The 3095-nt window shown below is 60.5% G+C and carries 5 protein-coding genes; 4 read left to right on the top strand and 1 reads right to left on the bottom strand.

The features are described from left to right. The 4 genes from AC1DIP_RS22115 to AC1DIP_RS22100 form a co-directional block, all read left to right on the top strand. The coding region (locus tag AC1DIP_RS22115) for an integrase core domain-containing protein (protein ID WP_477734928.1) at nt 1-119 on the top strand (119 nt) is incomplete at its 5' end. Between the two features lie 609 nt (nt 120-728). Then, nucleotides 729-1244, top strand: coding sequence for a hypothetical protein (locus tag AC1DIP_RS22110; protein WP_477735104.1), 516 nt, complete (start codon nt 729-731; stop codon nt 1242-1244). Nucleotides 1245-1269: 25 nt separating this feature from the next. Next, entirely contained in the window at nt 1270-2193 is a 924-nt protein-coding gene (locus AC1DIP_RS22105) for a hypothetical protein (RefSeq protein WP_477735103.1), read from the top strand. Nucleotides 2194-2360: 167 nt separating this feature from the next. Then, nucleotides 2361-2945: a recombinase family protein gene (locus tag AC1DIP_RS22100; RefSeq protein WP_477735102.1), complete on the top strand. Its 585-nt coding sequence runs from the start codon at nt 2361-2363 to the stop codon at nt 2943-2945. On the opposite strand, the gene AC1DIP_RS22095 is transcribed toward AC1DIP_RS22100, so the two are convergent. After that, nucleotides 2942-3095, bottom strand: a 154-nt coding sequence (locus tag AC1DIP_RS22095) for an integrase core domain-containing protein (RefSeq protein WP_477735105.1), incomplete at its 5' end; no start/stop codon positions are given. The genes AC1DIP_RS22100 and AC1DIP_RS22095 overlap by 4 nt on opposite strands.

Here is a 3095-nt window from a genome sequence, read left to right as displayed (position 1 = left end):
TGGCCGAGGAATGGAAAGCTATCTACAATCATGAACGGCCCCACGGATCCCTGGACGGCATGACGCCGAAACGCTACTGGGAAAACTGGACGCAAGAAAACACATTAGCTATCGCATAGACGCTGGACTGCTAACGGGGGCCCAGCCAGACTTGCCGGCTACGGGGGCCTTCCTTGTCATAATTTCGGGATTCGGCCGCCGTAATGTTGTGAAGGTGCCAGAAACCCGCAACTCATACCTGTTGAGCCTCCGAGCTCTCGAGCTGGCCTCCGCGCGAGTAAAAGAGGCATGTAAAGGTAACGACGTCGACGCTGCGGCAATCGAAGCACATTTCGCTCTTCATGCCGTATACGACCTTCATGAAGCGTACTTTGTCCCTCGTGGGATGAAATCCGGCAGGGACCAAGACGCGGCCTACTCACAGGAGAACGGCCAAGTGGTCGGGGCGCTCGTACTGGCACGCGGGGCACTGACACATCAGTTGGTCACCTTCCCTAGGCCAGGGGGATTTTCAGACAAGCCCCATGGCATGGGGCCTTACGGTCCCGGGTGGATTTGGAAGGAACACACCTCAACGGATTTCCGATATGCAACACGTGCAGCTTGGTACGGGAAACGCGTCCAGGGTCGTCTCTTATGGACGCCGCTCGACGAAGCATGGGGTTGGTTCCTCGAACGCGTACCCAACTAGTTCGCCTCACTGCATTTCCACCGGTATCGTCCGTGGCATGACAGCAAAAATTACCGAGGGGGAATGGAGCCCTTTACCCGGCGCAATCCCCGATAGCATGCAGCCGAACAAGGTCTACATCATTCCCACCAGGAAGCCGGTGGACGACGACGGTGACACTATGCCGCGCTACACGGACAACGTTCGATACCTGCCAAAGGCCGCACGCGCCGCTGGTATCCCGGTGGAGTTTTCGACTCCAGAGGGTACGCGAAAGTATCTTCAGGAGTTCAGTATTGACCCCGAGATGTGGGCGCTTGGCATTGCTCTCGTGAACATGACCAGTGATTGGCTCATTTTCACGGTCGAGCAGTTCCTCACCCATCGCGCAAAGTCCCAGGGGTGGACCGACGAGAGCGTACTGGAGCTGCCCCTAAAGGTTTCCATCGCCGAAACCAGCACGTCACGGAACGTCGAGATCGAGGGCAGCGGTGCCGAGGTCCTCGAAGCTCTGCGAGTAATCAAGCAGCAGTCCCTCGACCAGCCTGGCGGTGGCCAAAGTGACAGGACCTAGGGGCCGTCGTTTCACAACGGTGATTATGCAGTGGGGACCTATACCGCCATCGGGTGGACCGCACCGCGAACGCTATCTCGACGTAAACGGCAGGGAGTCACTACGAACTGCCGACGAGTCCTACGCTGCAGCGCTGGCGGCTCTCGGCGAGCACGCTAAAGATGTTCCGTCGATGCACACGCCGTTAGTAACAGATGACGATGCGCTTCGTCGAGAAATCCAGCGGCAGAAGCGCTCCGAGTGGCTCGCCTGCTCGGCGATGATTGACAAGGAAACGCTCGCCACAGTCGAGCCGATGATCCGAGGCTCCGAGGCCGCAGCCGTAGCCGCACTAAATTACCTCGAGGATCACGAATTGGCGGAGGTAGCTCACACGGCGATCCACCGGGCGGCTTTCATACGCCGGGGTCTGTTTGGCTGTCCCATCGTTTTGCGAGACGACGATGAGTTCTGGACGAACTGCTCCGTCAACATTTCCCACCTGCGCGTTGGAATGTCCGCCGGGCTCATCAGCGACTTCGAATGCTCGATCTGCGGGCGACTGGTCGAGGACTGCGACCACACCATGGCCGAGTTTTACGATAAGACCGCCTTCCGAGACGACGACGGAAATTGTTCCATCTGCCGGGCAACGCGGTGCGACCACGAGATCGGGAAGGCTTACCCGACCGAGGCCTACGCGAACGCCCGCAATATGAGGGCCGAGGAAGTATCGATGGTCGCGCGTCCGCGCTACCCGCAGGCACGGATGACGGAGGAGTCTATCGACTTGGGAGCGATGGGCGACGACCCACGAGTTCGCCACGCAGCGAAGCACAGAAACCTAAACTGCGACGGGTGTCTCGGCCCGTGCAAGGGCTTCAACGACATGAGGACTTGGGACGAAGGCGGGACAAGTGTGCCCGAGAACGGCGATGACGATTACGAGATCGACAACCTCGGATCCTAGACCCATCTTATAACCCATGGGATACGAGACGTCTCGCCGGGACCACGCCAAGTCCGCGATGGCGGCGGCCAAGATTCCGCCAATTCTCGGGAGACTTCGCGACGCCCGCGATTCTCATAACTACGTCTCGAAACCCTCTGGTTGAATCGGTGTATTCACCATTAGTTATGAAACACCCTGGAGCAGGCACGGCGAAACTGATCGGCTACGCACGGGTTTCGACGCGGCAGCAGGCAGACCTTCTGGCCGCCGGCGTCCGACGGGATGACCTCTACGTCGACCGCGGCGTCTCCGGGGCCAGGTCCTCGCGACCTCAGTTCGACCGAGCACTGGACGCACTGGTCGAGGGCGACACTCTCGTCATCACCACCCTGGACCGGCTCGGGCGATCCACGCAGAACATGCTCGCCTTCGCCGACGCTCACCGGACCCGCGGCGCCGGCCTCAGGGTCCTGAACCCGGGCGGGGGCGACGTTGATACCTCGACACCGATTGGCTCGATGCTGTGTACCGTCATGGCCGCCCTCGCCCAAATGGAACATGAAATCAAACGCGAACGCGTCGCCGACTCCATCAGCAAACGGCGGCAAGCCGGGCTGGACCTGGGCGGCCTGCCCCGACGTATCACGGACAGTCAGGTCCGCAACGCCGTGCGTCTGGTCGAAGGAGGCGCACCTGCTGCCCAGGTTGCCCGCGACCTCGGAATGTCTCGCGCAACGTTCTATCGACGCTCCCAGGCCCTGGCGCCCTAGATGTAATTCCCACTGAGGTTGTGAACGCGGCTGATGGGGGTTGTGCCGCCGATGCCGGTATGGGTTCTGTGGTGATTGTAGTGGTGGAGCCACTGGTCGTAGGTGGCGGCGCGTTCGGCTTCTGAAGTGTAGGGCCGGGCGTAGGCCCAT

The organism is Pseudarthrobacter sp. 05T312, assembly GCF_056396685.1.
Note: the sequence above shows the minus strand (reverse complement) of the source record. Positions and strands in the feature narration are given on the sequence as shown.

Excerpts from the sequence above, each read along its gene's own strand:
- AC1DIP_RS22105 (WP_477735103.1), top strand. The coding sequence starts at position 1,270 with ATGCAGTGGGGACCTATACCGCCATCGGGTGGACCGCACCGCGAACGC.
- AC1DIP_RS22110 (WP_477735104.1), top strand. The coding sequence starts at position 729 with ATGACAGCAAAAATTACCGAGGGGGAATGGAGCCCTTTACCCGGCGCA.
- AC1DIP_RS22100 (WP_477735102.1), top strand. The coding sequence starts at position 2,361 with ATGAAACACCCTGGAGCAGGCACGGCGAAACTGATCGGCTACGCACGG.